This window comes from Limnohabitans sp. T6-5, from assembly GCF_003063315.1.
GTDB lineage: Bacteria > Pseudomonadota > Gammaproteobacteria > Burkholderiales > Burkholderiaceae_C > Limnohabitans_A.
Genome location: NZ_NERV01000001.1, coordinates 26,072 through 41,457 on the forward strand (window position 1 = coordinate 26,072; position 15,386 = coordinate 41,457).

The 15,386-nt window shown below is 57.1% G+C and carries 16 protein-coding genes and 1 tRNA gene; all 17 read right to left on the reverse strand.

Annotated elements, in window-relative coordinates:
- Positions 1 to 24 precede the first annotated feature (24 nt).
- The 17 genes from B9Z51_RS00105 to B9Z51_RS00185 all read right to left on the reverse strand — a co-directional run bounded on the left by B9Z51_RS00105 (position 25) and on the right by B9Z51_RS00185 (position 15,354).
- Positions 25 to 1,503 carry an NADH-quinone oxidoreductase subunit M gene (locus tag B9Z51_RS00105; RefSeq protein WP_108370785.1) on the reverse strand — a complete coding sequence of 493 codons (1,479 nt, stop codon included), beginning with the start codon at positions 1,501 to 1,503 and terminating at the stop codon, positions 25 to 27.
- Positions 1,504 to 1,525: 22 nt separating this feature from the next.
- Positions 1,526 to 3,550, reverse strand: coding sequence for an NADH-quinone oxidoreductase subunit L (gene nuoL, locus B9Z51_RS00110; RefSeq protein ID WP_108370787.1), 2,025 nt, complete (start codon positions 3,548 to 3,550; stop codon positions 1,526 to 1,528).
- A 7-nt stretch (positions 3,551 to 3,557) separates the two neighbouring features.
- Positions 3,558 to 3,866: an NADH-quinone oxidoreductase subunit NuoK gene (gene nuoK, locus B9Z51_RS00115; RefSeq protein WP_108325636.1), complete on the reverse strand. Its 309-nt coding sequence runs from the start codon at positions 3,864 to 3,866 to the stop codon at positions 3,558 to 3,560.
- Positions 3,866 to 4,516 carry an NADH-quinone oxidoreductase subunit J gene (locus B9Z51_RS00120; protein WP_108370789.1) on the reverse strand — a complete coding sequence of 217 codons (651 nt, stop codon included), beginning with the start codon at positions 4,514 to 4,516 and terminating at the stop codon, positions 3,866 to 3,868. Before B9Z51_RS00120 ends, nuoK begins: the two co-directional genes overlap by 1 nt.
- 38 nt (positions 4,517 to 4,554) lie before the next feature.
- Positions 4,555 to 5,055, reverse strand: coding sequence for an NADH-quinone oxidoreductase subunit NuoI (gene nuoI / locus B9Z51_RS00125; RefSeq protein WP_369912362.1), 501 nt, complete (start codon positions 5,053 to 5,055; stop codon positions 4,555 to 4,557).
- Positions 5,056 to 5,077: 22 nt separating this feature from the next.
- Entirely contained in the window at positions 5,078 to 6,160 is a 1,083-nt protein-coding gene (gene nuoH / locus B9Z51_RS00130) for an NADH-quinone oxidoreductase subunit NuoH (RefSeq protein ID WP_108370791.1), read from the reverse strand.
- On the reverse strand, positions 6,157 to 8,265 hold the full coding sequence (gene nuoG, locus B9Z51_RS00135) for an NADH-quinone oxidoreductase subunit NuoG (protein WP_108370793.1): 2,109 nt from the start codon (positions 8,263 to 8,265) through the stop codon (positions 6,157 to 6,159). Before nuoG ends, nuoH begins: the two co-directional genes overlap by 4 nt.
- Complete coding sequence (gene nuoF, locus B9Z51_RS00140; protein WP_108370795.1) at positions 8,258 to 9,634, reverse strand: NADH-quinone oxidoreductase subunit NuoF; 1,377 nt, start codon at positions 9,632 to 9,634, stop codon at positions 8,258 to 8,260. Before nuoF ends, nuoG begins: the two co-directional genes overlap by 8 nt.
- On the reverse strand, positions 9,634 to 10,122 hold the full coding sequence (gene nuoE / locus B9Z51_RS00145; RefSeq protein WP_108370797.1) for an NADH-quinone oxidoreductase subunit NuoE: 489 nt from the start codon (positions 10,120 to 10,122) through the stop codon (positions 9,634 to 9,636). Before nuoE ends, nuoF begins: the two co-directional genes overlap by 1 nt.
- Positions 10,119 to 11,372 (reverse strand): NADH-quinone oxidoreductase subunit D, encoded by a 1,254-nt coding sequence (locus B9Z51_RS00150; protein WP_108370799.1) that lies wholly within the window; start codon positions 11,370 to 11,372, stop codon positions 10,119 to 10,121. Before B9Z51_RS00150 ends, nuoE begins: the two co-directional genes overlap by 4 nt.
- Before the next feature lies 1 nt (position 11,373).
- Positions 11,374 to 11,982, reverse strand: coding sequence for an NADH-quinone oxidoreductase subunit C (locus B9Z51_RS00155; RefSeq protein ID WP_108372556.1), 609 nt, complete (start codon positions 11,980 to 11,982; stop codon positions 11,374 to 11,376).
- Positions 11,983 to 11,993: 11 nt separating this feature from the next.
- Positions 11,994 to 12,473 (reverse strand): NADH-quinone oxidoreductase subunit B family protein, encoded by a 480-nt coding sequence (locus tag B9Z51_RS00160; RefSeq protein WP_108370801.1) that lies wholly within the window; start codon positions 12,471 to 12,473, stop codon positions 11,994 to 11,996.
- Positions 12,474 to 12,519: 46 nt separating this feature from the next.
- A complete protein-coding gene (locus tag B9Z51_RS00165; RefSeq protein ID WP_108370803.1) occupies positions 12,520 to 12,879 on the reverse strand; it encodes an NADH-quinone oxidoreductase subunit A in 360 nt (119 codons plus the stop codon).
- 64 nt (positions 12,880 to 12,943) lie between these two features.
- A tRNA-Leu gene (locus tag B9Z51_RS00170) sits at positions 12,944 to 13,028 on the reverse strand.
- 144 nt (positions 13,029 to 13,172) lie between these two features.
- Positions 13,173 to 13,556 (reverse strand): preprotein translocase subunit SecG, encoded by a 384-nt coding sequence (gene secG / locus B9Z51_RS00175; RefSeq protein ID WP_108370805.1) that lies wholly within the window; start codon positions 13,554 to 13,556, stop codon positions 13,173 to 13,175.
- Between the two features lie 35 nt (positions 13,557 to 13,591).
- On the reverse strand, positions 13,592 to 14,344 hold the full coding sequence (gene tpiA, locus B9Z51_RS00180) for a triose-phosphate isomerase (protein ID WP_108370807.1): 753 nt from the start codon (positions 14,342 to 14,344) through the stop codon (positions 13,592 to 13,594).
- Positions 14,344 to 15,354: an NAD(P)H-quinone oxidoreductase gene (locus tag B9Z51_RS00185; RefSeq protein WP_108370809.1), complete on the reverse strand. Its 1,011-nt coding sequence runs from the start codon at positions 15,352 to 15,354 to the stop codon at positions 14,344 to 14,346. Before B9Z51_RS00185 ends, tpiA begins: the two co-directional genes overlap by 1 nt.
- Positions 15,355 to 15,386 lie beyond the last annotated feature (32 nt).

Sequence of the window (15,386 nt, forward strand, 5' to 3'; positions counted from 1 at the left end):
ATTCTTCAGTTCTTGACTGAATGGTCATTGGGGCAATTTGGACAAGGCCACATGCTTGAGCAGGTCAGCCACCGAGGTGTCCATCACATCCGTGAAGGGCTTGGGGAACAGGCCCATGTACAGCACAGCGATGGCCAGCAAAGCCATGATGAGGAATTCACGGCTGTTGATGTCCGTCAGTTCCTTGACATGGTCGTTGGCCACAGGGCCCAGATACACGCGCTTGAACATCCACAGGGTGTAAGCCGCGCCAAAAATCAGGGCCGATGCGGCCATGGCACCGATCCAGAAGTTGAACTTCACGGCGCCTAAGATCACCATCCACTCGCCCACAAAACCGGCAGTGCCTGGCAGGCCACAGTTGGCCATGGAGAACAACAAGGCAAAGGCCGCAAACTTGGGCATGGTGTTGACCACGCCGCCGTAGCTGGCGATTTCACGCGAGTGCACGCGGTCGTACAACACACCAATCGACAGGAACATCGCGGCCGAGACAAAACCGTGAGCAATCATCTGCACGATGCCACCGGAAACACCCAGTGGATTGAAGATGAAAAAGCCCAGGGTCACAAAACCCATGTGCGCCACCGATGAATAAGCCACCAGCTTCTTCATGTCCTGCTGGACCATGGCCACCAGACCCACGTAGATGACGGCGACCAAAGACAGCACGATCATCAGGGTGCCCCACTCGCGCGCAGCGTCGGGTGCAATGGGCATGGAAAAACGCAGGAAGCCATAGGCACCGAGCTTCAGCATGATGGCGGCCAGCACGGCGGAGCCGCCTGTGGGCGCTTCCACGTGCACGTCAGGCAACCAGGTGTGCACCGGCCACATGGGCACTTTGACTGCAAAAGCGGCAAAGAAGGCGAAGAACAACAGGGTCTGGACATGGCCGGACAGTGGCAATTGGTGCCAAGCCAGGATGTCGAAGCTGCCGTTCGAGGCGGTGTACAGGTAGATCAGCGCGATCAGCGTCAGCAGCGAACCCATCAAGGTGTACAGGAAGAACTTGAACGCGGCATAGATCTTGTTCGGGCCACCCCAGATACCAATGATCAGGTACATCGGGATCAGCGTCGCTTCAAAGAAGACGTAGAACAAGATGCCGTCGAGCGCACTGAACACGCCAATCATCAGACCCGACAGGATCAGGAAGGCGGCCATGTACTGGTTGACTTTGCGGGTGATCACTTCCCAGCCCGCGATCACGACGATCACGTTGATGAACGCGGTCAGCAAGACGAACCAGAACGAAATGCCATCCACACCCAAGTGGTAGTGCACGTTGAACCGTTCGATCCAGGTGAATTTTTCGACAAACTGCATGGCTGAAGTGCCGAGCTTGAAGCCCGAGTACAGCGGCAGTGTGACGAGAAAACTGACGACAGCGCCGATCAGGGCCAACCAGCGCACGGCGCGGGCTTGGCTGTCACGACCGAAGGCCAGCAAGATGACGCCGAAAGCAATCGGTGTCCAGATGGCAAGGCTTAACAATCCCATTTTTATATCGTCCTCAAAATCGTTAAGCGAGCCAGACGAAATACGTCATCAGCACAAACACACCCAAAATCATGACCAGGGCGTAGTGGTACAGGAAGCCCGACTGGAACCAGCGCACCACGCCAGACACCATGCCCACGACTTTCCAGGAACCATTGACAAAAAAGCCGTCGATGATGGTCCGGTCACCCACTTGCCACAAACCGGTACCCAGCAGACGGGCGCCACGGGCCAGGATGTTTTCGTTGATCCAGTCGAGGAAATACTTGTTTTCCAGCACCACGATCACAGGGCGCAATGCACGGGCGAAGAAGGCAGGCACTTTGGGGTTGATCAGGTACATGTACCAGGACACCAGCACACCGGACAAAGCCAGCCAGAAAGGAGCCGTCGTCAAGGCATGCTTGGCCATGGCCACAGGGCCATGGAAAGCTTCTGCCATTTCGGCCATGACCGGGTGCTTGTCGGCATTCACAAAGATCACGTCCTTGAAGAATTCACCGTAGAGCATCGGCTCGATCGTCATGAAACCGATAACCACCGAAGGAATTGCCAGCAAGACCAGCGGCACGGTCACCACCCATGGCGACTCATGAGGCGCATGGTGATCATCGTGGCCATGGGCGTGGTCATCGTGGTGACCATGGTGCGCATCAGGGTTCTGGTCGTAACGCTCTTTGCCGTGGAAGACCAGGAAATACATGCGAAACGAGTAGAAGGCGGTCACAAAGACACCGGCCAGCACTGCGAAGTTGGCAAAGCCAGCTGCAGGCAGCACGCTTTCATGCACCGCTTCGATGATGCTGTCCTTGGAGTAGAAGCCCGAGAACAGCGGCGTACCGATCAAAGCCAGCGAACCCAGCAAAGAGGTGATCCAGGTGATGGGCATGTACTTGCGCACGCCACCCATCCATCGGATGTCCTGGTTGTGGTGCATGCCCATGATGACGGAGCCGGCACCGAGGAACAGCAGCGCTTTGAAGAAGGCGTGCGTCATCAGGTGGAACACGGCCACCGAGTAAGCCGATGCGCCCAAAGCCACGGTCATGTAACCCAACTGCGACAAAGTGGAATAAGCCACCACGCGCTTGATGTCGTTCTGGATGATGCCCAGGAAACCCATGAACAAGGCCGTGATCGAACCAATCACCATGATGAAGTTCAGCGCAGTGTCCGACAACTCGAACAGCGGCGACATGCGGGCCACCATGAAAATACCAGCGGTCACCATCGTTGCCGCGTGAATCAGCGCCGAGATGGGGGTTGGACCTTCCATCGAGTCAGGCAGCCACACGTGCAGCGGGAACTGTGCCGACTTGCCCATCGCCCCGATGAACAAGCAGATACAGATCACGGTCACCAGCATCCAGTCGGTGCCGGGGAATGTGAGTGCACCCAGCTCTGCGGCTTTGGCAAATGCCTCTGCGTAATTGAGCGTACCCGCGTAGGCTGCAATCAGGCCAATGCCCAAAATGAAGCCGAAGTCACCCACACGGTTGACCAAAAAGGCCTTCATGTTGGCAAAGATGGCGGTCGGCTTGTTGAACCAGAAACCAATCAGCAGGTAAGACACCAGGCCCACGGCTTCCCAGCCGAAGAACAGTTGAAGCATGTTGTTGCTCATGACGAGCATCAGCATGGAGAAGGTGAACAGAGAGATGTAGGCGAAGAAACGGTTGTATCCTTCGTCTTCTTCCATATAGCCAATGGTGTAAATGTGCACCATCAATGACACAAAAGTCACGACGCACATCATCATGGCCGTCAGGCTGTCAATCAGGAAGCCCACTTCCATCTTGAGATCACCGACCACCATCCAGGTGTACAGAGTTTCATTGAAACGGGCACCGTCCAGCGCCACGCTTTTGAGCGTCATGGCCGAGAGGATGAACGCCACCAGAACACCCAGAATGGTCAGCGTGTGCGACAGACGACGACCAATCCAGTTGCCACCGAATTTCGTACCGAAAATACCGGCCAGTGCCGAGCCCACCAAGGGCGCGAGCGGCACAACCAGCAGCGTGCTTGCGTTGAGGGTTTGACTCATATTCTTATTAACCCTTGAGCGAATTAAGTTCGTCCACGTTGATGCTGTTCTTGTTACGGAACAACAGCACGAGGATGGCCAGACCGATGGCCGATTCAGCGGCCGCCACCGTCAGGATGAAAAACACGAACACTTGACCGTGCATGTCACCCAGGTAATGCGAGAAGGCCACAAAGTTCATGTTCACGGCCAGCAACATCAGTTCAATGGCCATGAGCAAGACGATCAGGTTCTTGCGGTTCAGGAAGATGCCGATCACGGCCAATGCAAACAGCATGGCGCCAAGCGACAGAAAATGTCCGAGTGTCAATGCCATCATTTCTTTTCCTCGACAGCGTCAGGGGCCACAGGTTCAGGAGCAGGCTGAGTCACAGCCACTTTGACCACTTGCAAGCGGTCAGCCGCACGCACGCGTACCTGGATGGAAGGATTGATCGCTTTGCTGTCCTTGCGTTGACGCAGCGTCAAGGCAATGGCAGCCACCATGGCCACCAGCAAGATGGATGCAGCGATTTGGATAGGCATCAGGTATTCGGTGTAGAGCAAGATGCCCAGCGCCTTGCTGTTGGACACCGGAGCCGCACCGGCCACAGCAGCCACCACTTTGGGCGCTTGAGACAAACGGAAACCGCTCATCAGCACAGCGGCCATTTCAAGCGCCACCACAGCGCCTAAAGTGGCTGCCAGAGGAAAGTTTTTCCAGAAGCCCTGTCGCAAGGTGTCCACATTGATGTCCAGCATCATCACCACGAACAGGAACAACACCATCACCGCGCCCAGATAGACCAACACCAAGGTGATGGCCAGGAATTCGGCGTTGAGCAGCAGCCAGACGGCTGAGGCCTGGGAAAAGGCCAACATGAGGTACAGCACAGCGTGCACAGGATTGCGCGCCGTCACCACGCGGAAGGCTGCAAACAGCAGCACCACCGAGAAGAGGTAGAAGAAACCGGTCTTGACGTCCATAGGTCTGTCTTTTTTAAATGTTCAGGACTGGGCGGCGTTCAACGGTAAGGAGCATCAGCAGCCTTGGCAGCTGCGATCTCTTTTTCGTAACGGTCACCCACGGCCAGCAACATGTCCTTGGTGAAGTACAGGTCGCCACGCTTTTCGCCGTGATATTCGAAGATGTGCGTCTCAACAATCGAGTCCACCGGGCAGCTTTCTTCGCAAAAACCGCAGAAGATGCACTTGGTGAGGTCAATGTCGTAGCGTGTGGTACGGCGGGACCCGTCTTCGCGCTGACCGGCCTCAATGGTGATGGCCATCGCAGGGCAGACGGCTTCGCACAGTTTGCAGGCGATGCAGCGCTCTTCACCGTTGTCATAACGGCGTAGGGCATGCAGGCCACGAAAACGCGGCGAAAGCGGTGTTTTTTCTTCCGGAAACTGCACGGTCACCTTGCGGGCGAATGCATAGCGTCCGGTCAGGGCCATGCCCTTGAGCAACTCCACGAGCATGAAGCTCTTGAAGAAGTCCTTGATCGAGAAGGAGGAAGCAGTCATTGTTGTCATGGTCGTGAACCGCTTATTTCCAAATGTTCCAGGGTGAGAACAACCAAGCGCCCACCACCAGCAGCCACACCAAGGTGACCGGAATGAAAATCTTCCATCCCAGACGCATGATCTGGTCATAACGGAAGCGCGGGAAGGTGGCGCGGATCCAGATGAACATGGAAACCACCAGGAAGGTCTTCAGGCCCAACCAGATCCAGCCAGGGATCCAATTGAACAAGGCGCTGTCAATGGGCGACAACCAGCCGCCCAGGAACATGACCACCGCCAGAATGGACACCAGCCACATGCTGGCGTATTCGGCCAGGAAGAAGATCGCAAAGCCCATGCCCGAGTACTCGACCATGTGACCGGCCACGATTTCGGCTTCACCTTCAACCACGTCAAAGGGGTGACGGTTGGTTTCGGCCACGCCAGAAATCAGGTAGACGATGAAGATCGGCAACAGTGGCAGCCAGTTCCAGGACAGGAAGTTCAGACCCATGCGGGCCATGCTGCCCTTGTCTTGTGCCAGCACGATGTCGGTCAGGTTCATGCTGCCGGTGACCATCAGGACCACCAAGAAGCAAAAGCCCATGGCGATTTCATAGCTGACCATTTGAGCCGAAGCACGCAGTGCGCCCAGGAAGGCGTATTTGGAATTCGATGCCCAGCCCGCAATGATCACGCCATAGACCTCGATGGAGGTGATGGCCATCACCAGCATCAAACCAGCATTGATGTTGGTCAAGGCCGCTTCGGGACCAAAAGGAATGGCCACCCAAGCAGCCAAGGCGGGCATGATGGCCATGATCGGCCCCAGACGAAACAAGCCCATGCTGGCTGCAGACGGGTTGATCAATTCCTTGGTCAGCAACTTGAGCGCGTCGGCGATCGGCTGCAGCAAACCCATGGGTCCCACACGGTTGGGCCCATGGCGTACCTGCATGAAACCCAGCAGCTTGCGCTCCCAAAGCGTCAGATAAGCCACGGCGCCCATCAAAGGTGCCAAGACAGCCACGATCTTGATCAGAATCCACAAAACAGGCCAAACCAGAGTGGCCCACCAGCTGGCGGCCACCAGGTTCAGGCCGCCGTTGTACAAAGCATCAATCATGCTGTCACCTCCTGGCGAGCGTCTGCAGTCTGCTGGAGCGAAGGCGCACGGCGCACGATGCTGTCGAGTTGGTAAATGGATGCCACAGCAGGCTTGCTCGCTGTGGCAGCCAAGTTAATGGCGGCCTTGCTCGCATTGGATGCGACCAGGGGTTTGGCAGTGGCACGAGCCAATACGTCTTGCGAAGTCTCGAAAGACACACCAGGCACATCGAGCAAATTGGCCAGTACACGCAACACCTTCCAAGCAGGACGAGTTTCAGCCAGCGGCTTGACCACGGCGTGGAAGCTTTGCAGACGACCTTCAGCGTTGACAAAAGAACCCGACGTTTCGGTGAACGGCGCAATAGGCAACAACACATCGCTGAAAGCCATGTTGGCCTTGAACGGGCTGAGTGTCACAACCATCTCGGCCTGACCCAGAGCCTGAGCCGCAGCAGCACCTGCTGCACTGTCGAACTCGGGTTCGTTGTTCAGCAAGATGGCAGCTTTCAATCCACCGGTCAGCATCTGGCCAGCATTCTTGCCACCGGTTTGCGGCTGGGCGCCCACCCACTGCGCACCCACTGTGTTGGCAGATTCGGTCAGATAACCCACAATCGCGCCGGTGTGCTCAGCGATCCAGTTGGCCAGAGCCAGCAGGCTCGATGCGTTGGCGTGGTGCGCTGCGGCATTGCCCAGCAACACGGCCTTGCGCTCACCGCCCAACAAAGACTTGGCAATGGCTTGGGCTTGCGCTGTGGCGTTGCCAGCAGCTGGGGCAGCAACGCCCTTCTCTGCTGCAATGGCTGCGGCCACATCAGCCAAGGCTTGTGCCCAGCCCGATGCATCGGACAGCACGGCTTGCGCCACAGGCATGGCCCAAGCGTCAGCGTGGCTGAATGAAGCTTGCGAGGTGATGACGTTCAGCTGAGCGCCGTGGTGCACAGCGTGACGCACGCGCAAAGCAAACAGTGGATGGTCCTTGCGCAGGTTGGAGCCCACGACCAGCACGCGCTGCAGTGTGGACAGCGATGCAATCGATGTGCCCAAGGTGCGCACGCCTTCAGCAGCGCCGAACTCGGCATGGCGCAGGCGGTGGTCGATGTTGTCCGAACCCAGGCCGCGCACCAAAGCGCCCGCGAGGTACAACTCTTCAACAGTGCTCTGAGGGCTGACCAGTGCGCCGATGCTGTTGGCACCGTGATCACGCTGGATGTTTTTCAGGCCATTGGCCACGTATTCCAGGGCGGTCTGCCAGTCAACTTCTTTCCAGACACCGCCTTGCTTGAGCATGGGTTGTGTCAAACGCTCGGCACCGTTCAAGGCTTCGTACGAGAAACGGTCACGGTCGGCGATCCAGCACTCGTTGACTTCTTCGTTCTCCAAAGGAACGACGCGCATGACTTGGTTGTTCTTGACCTGAACGATCAGATTGGCACCCGAGGAGTCGTGTGCAGCGATTGACTTGCGTCGCGACAGTTCCCAAGTGCGGGCGCTGTAGCGGAAAGGCTTGCTGGTCAAGGCACCGACGGGGCAAATGTCAATCATGTTGCCCGACAGTTCCGAATCAATGGTCTTGCCCAGGAAGGTCTCGATCTCGGCGTGTTCGCCGCGGTTGGACATGCCCAGTTCCATGGCACCGGCCACTTCCTGACCAAAGCGAACGCAGCGTGTGCAGTGGATGCAGCGGCTCATCTCCTCCATGGAGATCAGCGGACCGACTTCCTTGTGAAAGACCACGCGCTTTTCTTCTTCGTAGCGCGACAGTGTGCCGCCATAACCTACAGCCAAATCTTGCAACTGGCACTCACCGCCTTGGTCGCAGATGGGGCAATCGAGTGGGTGGTTGATGAGCAGAAACTCCATGACCGACTTCTGGGCCGCGATGGCCTTGTCGCTCTTGGTGCGCACGATCATGCCTTGCGTCACGGGCGTGGCGCAGGCGGGCATCGGCTTGGGGGCCTTCTCCACATCGACCAGGCACATGCGGCAATTGGCAGCGATGGAGAGTTTCTTGTGGTAGCAGAAGTGAGGAATGTAGGTGCCGGCTTTTTCGGCCGCATGCATGACCATGCTGCCTTCGACAACTTCCACTTTCTGACCGTCGAGTTCTATTTCAACCATGGGTCTTCACCGTTGTTGCGTCGGCACCGACCATGGAGGTCTTGTGCTCGATGAGGTGTACAAATTCGTGACGGAAATGCTTGAGCATGCCGCGCACCGGCATGGCCGCTGCGTCGCCCAAGGCGCAAATCGTTCGGCCCATGATGTTGCCTGCCACGCTGTCGAGCATGTCGATGTCGCTGGCTCGGCCCTGGCCGTTTTCAATGCGGTCTACCATGCGCCACAACCAGCCCGTGCCTTCACGGCAAGGGGTGCATTGACCGCATGATTCGTGCGAGTAAAAGTAAGACAAACGCGCCAAAGCCTTGACCATGCAACGGGTGTCGTCCATGACGATCACCGCACCCGAACCCAACATCGAACCGCCCTCTTTGGCGATGCTGTCGTAGTCCATGGTCAGCTTCATCATCAAGTCGCCAGGCACGACAGGCGAAGACGACCCGCCCGGAATCACGGCCTTGAGTTGGCGACCACCGCGCACACCACCGGCGAGCTCCAGCAGTTTGGCAAATGGCGTGCCCATGGGCACTTCGTAGTTGCCGGGACGCTCGACGTCACCACTGACCGAGAAGATCTTGGTGCCGCCGTTGTTGGGCTTGCCACACTCGAGGTAAGCCTGTCCACCGTTTCGGATGATCCAGGGCACCGCTGCGAATGTTTCGGTGTTGTTGATGGTGGTAGGCTTGCCGTAAAGGCCAAAGCTCGCCGGGAACGGTGGCTTGAAGCGTGGCTGGCCTTTTTTGCCTTCCAGCGATTCAAGCAAAGCGGTTTCTTCACCGCAAATGTAAGCACCAAAACCGTGCGAGGCGTGCAGCTGGAAGCTGAACGTGCTACCCAAGATGTTGTCACCCAGGTAGCCTGCTGCGCGCGCTTCTTCGAGGGCGGCTTCAAAACGCTCGTAGGTGTGGAAAATTTCACCATGGATGTAGTTGTAGCCCACGCTGATGCCCATGGCATAAGCCGCGATGATCATGCCTTCGATCACCGTGTGCGGGTTGTACTCCATGATGTCGCGGTCTTTGCATGTGCCCGGCTCGCCTTCGTCCGAGTTGCACACCAGGTACTTTTGACCGGGGAACTGACGGGGCATGAAGCTCCACTTCAGACCCGTTGGGAAACCAGCACCGCCACGACCACGCAGACCGGATTCCTTCACGGTCGCGATCACCTGGTCTTGCGTTAAACCATCGCCGCCGTCTTTGCCCAAGATCTTGCGCAAGGCCGCATAGCCGCCGCGCACTTCGTAGTCTTTGATGCCCCAGTTCGTGCCATTCAGCCCTGCATAAATTTGCGGGTTGATGTGGCGGTCATGGAAGCAGGTTTCCACGCCTGTAGACTGGAATTGATTCAGAACTTGTTGGACGTTCATCAGACGGCCTCCGCTTTCTTGAGACTGTCGACCAACTGATCCAGTTTGTCGTGGCTCATGAAGCTGCACATGTGGCGGTCATTGACCAGCAGCACCGGCGCGTCTGCGCAAGCACCTTGGCATTCGCTGGGCTGCAGGGTGAACAGGCCGTCGGCGGTAGTTTCGCCAGCATGTACGCCCAACTTGTGTTCCAGATGGGCCAACGCCTGTGCACCACCGCGCAACTGGCAAGGCAGGTTGGTGCAAACGTTCAGCTTGAACTTGCCCACAGGCTTTTGGTTGTACATGTTGTAGAAGGTGGTCACTTCGTGCACCGCCATCACAGGCATGCCCAACACCTCAGCCACGACTTGCTCACTGTCGGGGCTGACCCAGCCAAGTTCTTGCTGAACGATCGACAAGCAAGCCATCACAGCCGACTGCTTTTGCTCTTCAGGGAACTTGGCAACTTCACGCGCAAAGCGTGCTTTGGTTGACTCAGAGATCATCGGTCAATCTCTCCAAAAACGATGTCCATGGTCCCGATGATCGCGACCGCATCGGCCAGCATGTGGCCACGGGCCATTTCATCGAGAGTGGCCAAATGGGCAAAGCCCGGGGCACGAATTTTCAGGCGGTAAGGCTTGTTGGCGCCATCACTCACCATGTAAATGCCGAACTCGCCCTTGGGGTGTTCGACAGCGGCATAGGCCTCGCCTTCGGGCACGCGGAAACCTTCTGTGAAGAGCTTGAAGTGGTGGATCAAGTCTTCCATGTTGGATTTCATGCCTTCACGCGAAGGGGGTGCCACTTTGTGGTTGTCGGTGATGACCGGGCCCGGGTTAGCGCGCAACCAGGCCACGCACTGCTGAATGATGCGGTTGGATTCACGCATCTCCTGAACTCGCACCAGATAACGGTCGTAGCTGTCACCGGTTTTGCCCACAGGCACGTCGAACTCGACTTGGTCGTACGCATCGTATGGCTGCGTCTTGCGCAAATCCCAGGCAAAGCCCGAACCACGCAGCATGGGGCCGGTCATGCCCAGGTTCAGGGCACGCTCGGGCGGCACCACACCAATACCCACCGTACGCTGCTTCCAGATGCGGTTGTCGGTCAGCAGGGTTTCATATTCATCCACGCATTTGGGAAAACGCTGCGTGAAGTCATCGATGAAGTCGAGCAAGGAACCTTGGCGGTTCTTGTTGAGCTGCTCAATGGCCTTGGCGTTCTTGATTTTGCTGACCTTGTACTGCGGCATGCTGTCGGGCAGGTCACGGTACACGCCACCGGGTCGGAAATACGCTGCGTGCATGCGGGCACCAGAGACAGCCTCGTACATGTCGAACAGGTCTTCACGTTCGCGGAAGGTGTAGATCAGGATGGTGGAGCTGCCGCAATCGTTGCCGTGCGAGCCGAGCCACATGAGGTGGTTCAGGATGCGGGTAATTTCCGAGAACATCACACGGATGTACTGGGCACGCATGGGCACTTCAAGACCCAGCATCTTTTCGATGGCCAGGCAGTAAGCGTGCTCGTTGCACATCATCGACACGTAGTCCAGACGGTCCATGTAGGGCAGCGACTGGATATAGGTTTTGCTTTCTGCCAGCTTTTCGGTGGCGCGGTGCAACAGTCCAATGTGCGGATCAGCACGCTGCACCACTTCGCCATCGAGCTCAAGCACCAAGCGCAACACACCGTGTGCAGCGGGGTGCTGTGGGCCGAAGTTCAGCGTGTAATTCTTGATTTCGGCCATATCAGTTCAGGCCTCCATAGTTTTCTTCACGGATGATTCGCGGTGTGATTTCACGAGGCTCAATGCTCACGGGCTCATAAATCACGCGCTTGCGTTCAGCGTCATAACGCATTTCGACGTGACCCGACAGCGGGAAGTCTTTGCGGAAAGGATGACCAATGAAACCGTAGTCGGTCAGGATGCGGCGCAGGTCGTTGTGGCCTTCGAACACGATGCCATACAAGTCAAACGCTTCGCGCTCGTACCAATTGGCCGAGTTCCACAAGTCATTGACCGAGGCCACCAGCGGCAGATCATCTTCAGGGCACAAGACCTTAACGCGAACGCGCTGGTTCAGACTCACGGACAACAAATGCACGGTCACACCAAAACGGGGACCGTTGGTACCGACGTCGCCATAGGTGGAATAGTCCACACCAGCCAGGTCAATGAGTTGCTCAAATTGGCAGCCCACTGCATCGCGCAGGGTCTGCATCGCACTCAGGTAATGAGCCGCGTTCACATGAACGGTCACCTCACCCAATGCGATGGAAATCTTTTGTACACGATCACCCAAAGCCGCAGCCAGGGTGTCTTGCAGGTCTTCGGGACGTATGGCGAAATTAGTCATCATCGTCCCTCTCAAACGCGCGCAATCGTTTGCGTACGACGGATCTTCTGCTGCAGCTGGATGATGCCGTAGATCAACGCTTCGGCTGTCGGCGGACAACCCGGCACATAGACATCCACGGGCACGATGCGGTCGCAACCACGCACCACCGAATAGCTGTAGTGGTAGTAACCACCACCATTGGCGCACGACCCCATCGAAATGACCCAGCGTGGCTCGGACATCTGGTCATACACCTTGCGCAAGGCTGGGGCCATTTTGTTGCACAAAGTGCCTGCCACGATCATCAGATCGGCCTGACGCGGGCTGGCACGGAACACTTCGGCACCAAAGCGGGCCAGGTCATAACGTGCTGTTGCCGAATGCATCATCTCGACCGCGCAGCAGGCCAGACCAAAGGTCATGGGCCAGAGCGAGCCGGTCTTGGCCCAATTCACCACCGAGTCGTAACTCGTGGTGATGAAGCCTTCTTTCATCACGCCTTCAATCATTTTTTATATCCTCAAGCAGGCTGAATGCTGTTGTCTGTGCGAACGATCATTCCCAATCCAGGGCGCCCTTTTTCCACTCGTAGACAAAGCCCACGACCAGAATTGCCAGGAAAATCACCACGGCGATGAAGCCGGCCAAACCCACCTCTTTGAGCGCCACAGCCCAAGGAAACAGAAAGGCGATTTCCAGATCGAACAAGATGAACAAGATGGCCACCAAGTAGTAGCGCACATCGAACTTCATGCGGGCGTCTTCGAAAGCCTCGAAGCCGCATTCATAAGGGGAGTTTTTTTCCGCGTCAGGTCGATTGGGGCCGAGGATGTAACCCAATACCTGGGGAATGATGCCGACAGCGATGCCGACCAAAATGAACAAGAGGATGGGAAGGTATTGGTCGAGGTTCATCTTGGGACTACCGGTATCACCGAATAAACAACCCGGACTTTGAGCCCGAGTTGTTCTGTTTGTCTGGTGCCGTCGGCGAGACTCGAACTCGCACAGCTTTCGCCACTACCCCCTCAAGATAGCGTGTCTACCAATTTCACCACGACGGCTGGATACTATTTACCCGGTTTGCAAGAGGTACATCGAGTGATGTATTTGGCTCTCCGGATAATCCCGTAGTTTACTCCGAAAAAACCTCAAATTTCTTGCTGAAAGTCGGAAATTTGTGCACAGCAACAAAGCTGAATGGTAGCTTACTTCGCAGGTGCCGCGGGCACGCTGTTGTCCGTCTTTGCGGGGGCATTATTGCCTGGAATTTGCGATGCAGTGCTGGCATCCACAGGCGCAGCAGGCGCAACCACTGCGGCACCTTCGAGCACGCTGCCCGAAGACACAGGACGCGCATTGCTGAAATAAGCCAGCATCAATGTGCAAACAAAGAACACGCCTGCAAGCACTGCTGTAGTGCGCGACAAAAAGTTCGCACCGCCTGTGGCGCCAAACAGACTGCCAGAGCCACCACTGCCAAAAGCAGCCCCCATGTCAGCCCCCTTGCCATGCTGGATCAGGATCAAACCAATCATGGCCAGGGCCGACAGCATTTGAACCACCAGAATCAAAGTCAACATCACACTCATCTGTATCTCCGAAAATTAAAAATTAAACCCAAAGCTCAGCACGAAGCCGCTTTGAGCATGCTTAAAAAGTCAGGCGCCTTGAGCGCCGCACCACCGATCAAGCCACCATCCACATCGGGCTGGGCCAGCAAGTCGGCTGCATTGGCCGCGTTCATGCTGCCGCCGTACAAAATCGACACACGCTCAGCATGGGCTGTGGCCGCCTGCAGTTGCGAACGCAAAACTGCGTGCACCTGCTGCGCCATCTCAGGCGTTGCTGTGCGGCCTGTGCCAATGGCCCAGACCGGTTCGTATGCCACCACGATTTCACTGATGCAATGGCCATTGGCATGAATCACTGCCGCCAATTGCCGCTTGACCACCGCTTCTGTCTGTCCCGCCTCACGCTCGGCCAGGCTTTCACCCACGCAAACGATGGGGGTGATCCCCGCAGCCAAAGCACGTTGCGCCTTGGACGCTACCAGTACATCGGTTTCGCCATGGTATTGACGGCGCTCCGAATGACCCACGATGGCGTAGCGCACGCCAAAGTCACGCAACATGCTCGCCGACACCTCGCCCGTGAATGCCCCGGCCTCATGCATGGACACATCCTGCGAGCCCAGCGCCACAGTCGATCCAACCAGCAAAGACTGCAGTTGCGACAAATAGACAAAAGGTGCGCAAACTACTGCTTGGAAACTCACGTTGTCTATGCCAGCCAGAATGTCGGCCACCAAAGATGCATTGGCAGCCAGGCTGCCATTCATCTTCCAGTTGCCCACCATCAATTTGCCAGATGCACGCATCACCAGGTCACCACCATTTTTCCGATGTGCTGGTTGGACTCCATCAAGGCATGGGCTTGCGCCGCACCCGATGGCAAACCCGCACCAGCAGCCATGGCATCAAACACACGGTGAATCACCGGCTTGATGAGGCCTCCCTCAATCCAGGGCCACACCACCCGGTGCAGTGACTGGGCAATCTCACCCTTGAATTCCACCGAGCGAGGACGCAATGTGGAGCCCGTGATCGTCAATCGGCGACGCAGCACCATGCCCGCATTGAATTGGCCTTGAATGCCCCCCTGCACAGCAATGATGACCAGACGGCCATCTTCGGCCAAAGCCTCGATCTCACGCGCCACATAGTCGCCCGCCACCATGTCGAGAATCACGTTCACACCCACACCGCCCGTCAAACGCTTGGACTCGGCGACGAAATCGTGGGTTTTGTAATTGATCGCATGATCAGCGCCCAAGGCCAGACAAGCCTGACACTTGTCGTCTGAGCCCGCAGTCACGATCACGGTCGCGCCCGCCGCCTTGGCCATCTGAATGGCTGTGACGCCGATACCACTGGAGCCGCCTTGAATCAACAAGGTTTCTCCTGCCTGCAAACGCCCACGGTCAAACACATTGCTCCACACGGTGAAAAACGTCTCGGGCAAAGAAGCAGCCTCCACGTCCGTCAAACCCTCGGGAACCGGCAGGCATTGCGCCACTGGCGCCACACACAACTGCGCATAACCGCCACCCGCAACCAAAGCACACACCCGATCACCCAACTCCAAACCGGCTGCAGCCATGGCCGCAGCATCACCAGACACCACAACCCCTGCCACTTCAAGGCCAGGAATGTCCGAAGCACCGGGCGGCACAGGGTAATTGCCCAGGCGTTGCAGCACGTCAGGGCGATTGATGCCACTGGCTGAGACACGAATGAGCAACTCCCCTGCCCCGGCCACAGGGTCGGGTCGGGTGGCAGGCACCAGCACCTCGGGTGCGCCATATTGAGCGATTTCGATGACGTTCATGGGGCAAACTCTTTCAAGTCAGATTCGGGCAG

Excerpts from the sequence above, each read along its gene's own strand:
- nuoI (WP_369912362.1), bottom strand. The coding sequence starts at position 5,055 with ATGACTGCTTCCTCCTTCTCGATCAAGGACTTCTTCAAGAGCTTCATG.
- nuoK (WP_108325636.1), bottom strand. The coding sequence starts at position 3,866 with ATGGCATTGACACTCGGACATTTTCTGTCGCTTGGCGCCATGCTGTTT.
- nuoG (WP_108370793.1), bottom strand. The coding sequence starts at position 8,265 with ATGGTTGAAATAGAACTCGACGGTCAGAAAGTGGAAGTTGTCGAAGGC.
- tpiA (WP_108370807.1), bottom strand. The coding sequence starts at position 14,344 with ATGCGTGCATCTGGCAAATTGATGGTGGGCAACTGGAAGATGAATGGC.
- B9Z51_RS00105 (WP_108370785.1), bottom strand. The coding sequence starts at position 1,503 with ATGGGATTGTTAAGCCTTGCCATCTGGACACCGATTGCTTTCGGCGTC.
- B9Z51_RS00155 (WP_108372556.1), bottom strand. The coding sequence starts at position 11,982 with ATGACTAATTTCGCCATACGTCCCGAAGACCTGCAAGACACCCTGGCT.
- B9Z51_RS00120 (WP_108370789.1), bottom strand. The coding sequence starts at position 4,516 with ATGGACGTCAAGACCGGTTTCTTCTACCTCTTCTCGGTGGTGCTGCTG.
- B9Z51_RS00160 (WP_108370801.1), bottom strand. The coding sequence starts at position 12,473 with ATGATTGAAGGCGTGATGAAAGAAGGCTTCATCACCACGAGTTACGAC.
- B9Z51_RS00185 (WP_108370809.1), bottom strand. The coding sequence starts at position 15,354 with ATGAACGTCATCGAAATCGCTCAATATGGCGCACCCGAGGTGCTGGTG.
- B9Z51_RS00165 (WP_108370803.1), bottom strand. The coding sequence starts at position 12,879 with ATGAACCTCGACCAATACCTTCCCATCCTCTTGTTCATTTTGGTCGGC.
- secG (WP_108370805.1), bottom strand. The coding sequence starts at position 13,556 with ATGAGTGTGATGTTGACTTTGATTCTGGTGGTTCAAATGCTGTCGGCC.
- nuoL (WP_108370787.1), bottom strand. The coding sequence starts at position 3,550 with ATGAGTCAAACCCTCAACGCAAGCACGCTGCTGGTTGTGCCGCTCGCG.
- nuoH (WP_108370791.1), bottom strand. The coding sequence starts at position 6,160 with ATGATTGATGCTTTGTACAACGGCGGCCTGAACCTGGTGGCCGCCAGC.
- B9Z51_RS00150 (WP_108370799.1), bottom strand. The coding sequence starts at position 11,372 with ATGGCCGAAATCAAGAATTACACGCTGAACTTCGGCCCACAGCACCCC.
- nuoF (WP_108370795.1), bottom strand. The coding sequence starts at position 9,634 with ATGAACGTCCAACAAGTTCTGAATCAATTCCAGTCTACAGGCGTGGAA.
- nuoE (WP_108370797.1), bottom strand. The coding sequence starts at position 10,122 with ATGATCTCTGAGTCAACCAAAGCACGCTTTGCGCGTGAAGTTGCCAAG.